Below are 4160 nucleotides of genomic sequence, written 5' to 3'. Positions count from 1 at the left end.
GACACGGGTTCAGTGGTCGTAGCTCATGGCGAACCCTCCTCTCCTGGCTGGTCGGATCGGTCGGAGCGGTTACCGGTCGAAGGCGACCGGGAACACGTCCAGGCTGCGCACGGTCGCCGTCTGACGACGCGTCGCCGTGCCCGCCGGCCGCAGCCGCTGCGGGGCGGCCAGCAGGCAGACGATCAGCTCCCGGATGGCAACCTGGCCGAACATGGCCCCCACGCAGGCGTGCGTTCCCCAGCCGAAGCCCAGGTGTCGGTTGGGCGTGCGGTCCAGGACGAGCTCGTCCGGACGGGGGAACTCGCGGGGGTCTCGGTTGGCCGCGGCCAGCAGCGTCAGCACGATCTGGCCGGGCTCGATGGTGGTCCCGTGGATCTCGGTGGTGCGGGTGGCGACCCGGCTGGTGCCCTGGGCCGGTCCGTCGTAGCGGACCAGCTCGTCGACACCGGTGCGCAGCAGCCGCTCGTCGCGCAGCCGCTCCAGGGCGTCGGGGTGGCGCAGCAGGGTCAGCGCGACGTTGCCGGCGGTGGCGAAGACGGTCCCGTAGCTGGCGTTGAACATCATGCCGGTGCTGTTGCTGATGTAGTGCATCGGCATGCCGGCCCTGGCGGCGCGGTCCTTGATGTCCTTCAGGACGCCCGGCTGCTCGTCGCCGGCGAACCACTCCTCGGCCAGCGCGTTCAGCCTGGTGCGGGCCAGGTCGCCCTGCTCGATGTTGGCCGGCTTCAGTCCCGCGTCCATCCGCTGGGCAATTCCCTCGGATATGTCGGAATAGAGGTCGGGATCGGGTTCCGGAACACCGAGGAGGTCGGCGGTGATCGACAGCGCCACCGGTCCGGCGACGTCGCGCATCCAGTCGAAGGAATCCTGTTCGGCGAGTTTCCGGAACAGTTCCTGAATGCGCGCCCGGGCCCGTTCGCCGACCGCGTCCAGGTCCTGCGACCGGAATGCGTTCATGATCAGGCTGCGCAGCGGGGCCTGGTCCGGCGGGTCCAGCGTCTGCAGGCTCTGCCGGAACTCGGGGATCTCCTCCCCGACCCGGCGCCGGTCCCGGGCGAACAGCTCGTGGTTGCGCAGCACGTCACGGCAGTCCCGGTAGCGCGTCACCACCCAGGACTTCATGCCCTCGTGCCAGAAGATCGGGTACTGCTCCCGCAGCTCGGCGTAGTGCGGGTACGGATCCTCCAGCATGGCCGGATCCAGTGGATCGTAATGTGGCGCCATCGTTTCGTGCCCCTACGGTTCGCTTCGCGCGCCAGGCAACGCGAAAAGGACGGAGAGCGACGGTGGCTGCCACCGCGCCTTTGGTACTCGCTTCGCATGGGGACTGCTGCGGGAATGAATTTAGTCAGCTGCCATGTACCGGGCAAGGCCCTGCCGTGCAGTTAGGGGTGGGTGCGAAATTGGTGCGTCCTCGTCCCGTTAGGCCCGAATTGACAGGTTCTTCGACGAACTGACACGTATATCGGGGGCGGGGCCGGTGCCTGCGGGCACGCGTGTGACGGCGGCGAACGCCTGGGGCTGGTGCGGCGACCCCACCACCCCCTATACCGGGTCTATACCGGGGGGCGATCGAGGCCGGTCCTTCGGCGGGACCGGGCGCGCGGCGCGGCACGCCGGGCCGGTCCGGGCGGAGCGCGGGTACCCGAGCGGGCACCGATCACTGCCCGGCCGACCCCCTCGCGCTGCCCGTCCACGCCTGGTGACCGCTGCGGACCGCCCCGTACCGTGGGCGGGTTGACGACCTCCGGGCAGAAGTGGGGCACTCATGCGCGACAGGGAGCAGGCCGACCGCAGGCGGCCCGACGGAGCGGCCGGCCAGGCACCGCCGACCGGCCCGGCGCACCCACCGCAGGTGCGCGCCCTGCTCGACCTGCAGGGTGCGGCCGGGAACGCCGTCGTCGTCCAACTGCTCCGGCGGAGCGGTCCGGACCAGGAGGCGCACCAGCACGCCGACGGCTGCGGGCACCCGGCGCCGCAGGTCCAGCGCTCGGCGGTGCACGACGTGCTGCGCAGCACCGGGCAGCCCCTGGACGCGACCACCCGGTCCGACATGGAGGGCCGCCTGGGTGCGGACTTCTCCGACGTGCGGGTCCACAGCGACGCCGCCGCCAAGGCGTCCGCGGCCGAGGTCGGCGCCCGGGCCTACACCAGCGGCAACCACGTCGTCATCGGCGAGGGTGGAAGCGACCGGCACACCCTGGCCCACGAGTTGACCCACGTCATCCAGCAGCGGCAGGGGCCGGTGGCCGGCACGGACAACGGTGCGGGGCTCCGGGTCTCCGACCCCTCGGACCGCTACGAGCGCGAGGCCGAGGCGAACGCGGTGCGGGTGATGCGCCGGCCGGCCTCGGCCGGCCCGGCACCGCGGTCGGCCGAGCACCACCACGAGTCCTCGGCGCCGGTGCAACGCACCGCCGTCCAGCGGGTCTTCGAGCAGGACGACCGGGACGCCGACGGGCGCGGGGCGCGGCAGAACCACGACGTCGACCGGATCATCTACGACGCCGTGCAGGAGGTGCGCCGCGGCATCGTGACCAAGCGCGACACCACGGACGACCAGAGCAACGTGGCCAGGCTCGCGCGCAACATCGAGGGCCTGCGCGGGCGGTACGTGTCCGCCTGCGGCAGCGCCCAGACCGGGACCGCGGCGCCGAACGTGTTCCGGGTGGCCGGACGGCAGTTCGTGGTGAACCTGACGTTCAACAACTACGTCGTCCCGTACAACCCCACCGCGTGCCCGATCGGCCCCGACGGCACCGCCCGGGTCGAGGAGTCCTGGGGCGCCCAGTTCGACTACCCGCGCCGGCCGCTCACGGTGGAGGAGTTCGCGGTGGGCGTGGACGCGCTCTGGCAGGACCAGGACAGCGACAGCTTCTCGATCTTCACCCACGAGAAGATGTGCATCTTCCTGGCCCCGATCTGCGCGGAGCTCACCCGCAACCCGCAGGCGCTCGCCTCGACCATGATGATCGGCGCGCGGATGCTCAGCGAGGGGGACGCCACCGCCCGGCCCGAGGACCCGTCGGTCTTCACCCGCCTGTCGATGACCACCGGCTCGACGGACCACAACGCCGCCGGCGCGGTGCCGGACTCGCGCGGGGCCATGGCCGGTGTGAATGTGATGGAGACCGTCTCCCGGCGCGAGGTGGCCACCGCGATCTCCGCGTTCCACGCCATCACCGGGCGGGACCTGCGGGACTTCGTGAACCAGCAGTTCGCCGCGCCCGACTGGTCCGCCGGGCGGCGCCAGCAGCTGATCACGGTGATCGCCCGGCAGCTCAGCAAGAAGCTGGCAAGCCAGCTGGGCGACTGACGGGCGTGGCGGGGACGGGGCGACCGCGCAGCACGTCCAGCCACCGCTGATGATCCATGACCGCTGCCGCTCTCGATCTGATGGTTCGCCAGAACACTGTCAAGTAGGGGTAGTTGGCCAACCTGACGGGATGAGCGAGTCGATCCGGCCACACTTCTCTTCATCTCAGCTAACGCCAGGGCGGGCGCTGCTACACCTGGTTCGCCGCTCGACTCCGGGCGGCATCCCCATCCCTCACCCGGGAGCACTCATGCGTGTCCGCACGCCCGCCCGCACCTCCCGTTTCGCCGCCGTGGCCGCGGCGGCCGCCGCCCTGCTGGCCGTCGCGCTGCCCGGCACGGCCGACGCGGCACCCGCCCGTCCGCCGGTCCTGGTCCTCAAGGCCGGCCAGGCCCTGCCGGGCGCCGCCGCGACCGTCCACGCCGCGTTCCCCAACTGCACCGTCGGCACCCCCAACGCCAACATCGCGCTGACCCCCGGTTTCACCATGACCACGGGTCAGACCTTCTGTCCGGGCAACTACGAGCTGGCGCTGCAGGGCGACGGCAACCTGGTGGTCTACGGCCCCACCGGCGCACTCTGGTGGAGCGGCACCGCGATCGGCTCCTCGACCAGCGCGCCGATGCAGACCGACGGCAACTTCGTGGTCTACTCCGGCACCACCCCGCTCTGGAACGCCGGCACCTGGGGCCACCCCGGCGCCTACGTCTGCATCCAGCTCGACGGCAACCTCGTGGTGTACGCGCCCAACGGCGGCAACTACACCTGCTCGGGCCCCTACCTGTGGGCCAGCCGCACCTGAGTCCCGGCCGGCCAGGGGTGCACCGCACACCTGCGGCTGCAC

3 protein-coding genes are annotated in these 4160 nt (G+C 71.6%); 2 read left to right on the top strand and 1 reads right to left on the bottom strand.

Annotated features, from left to right (window positions below; all coding sequences use genetic code 11):
• Positions 1-69: 69 nt before the first annotated feature.
• Positions 70-1191 (bottom strand): cytochrome P450, encoded by a 1122-nt coding sequence (locus ACFW1A_RS39145; protein ID WP_380418228.1) that lies wholly within the window; start codon positions 1189-1191, stop codon positions 70-72.
• A 577-nt stretch (positions 1192-1768) separates the two neighbouring features.
• Here ACFW1A_RS39145 and ACFW1A_RS39140 point away from each other — a divergent pair.
• Both ACFW1A_RS39140 and ACFW1A_RS39135 read left to right on the top strand, forming a co-directional pair.
• Positions 1769-3316, top strand: a complete 1548-nt coding sequence (locus ACFW1A_RS39140; protein ID WP_380418226.1) for a DUF4157 domain-containing protein — start codon at positions 1769-1771, stop codon at positions 3314-3316.
• Between the two features lie 250 nt (positions 3317-3566).
• Positions 3567-4118 (top strand): hypothetical protein, encoded by a 552-nt coding sequence (locus tag ACFW1A_RS39135; RefSeq protein WP_380418224.1) that lies wholly within the window; start codon positions 3567-3569, stop codon positions 4116-4118.
• The last annotated feature ends 42 nt before the right edge of the window (positions 4119-4160 follow it).

Source organism: Kitasatospora sp. NPDC058965 (genome assembly GCF_042741245.1).
Taxonomy (GTDB): domain Bacteria; phylum Actinomycetota; class Actinomycetes; order Streptomycetales; family Streptomycetaceae; genus Kitasatospora.
This window is presented reverse-complemented; position numbering and strand designations above follow the sequence as displayed.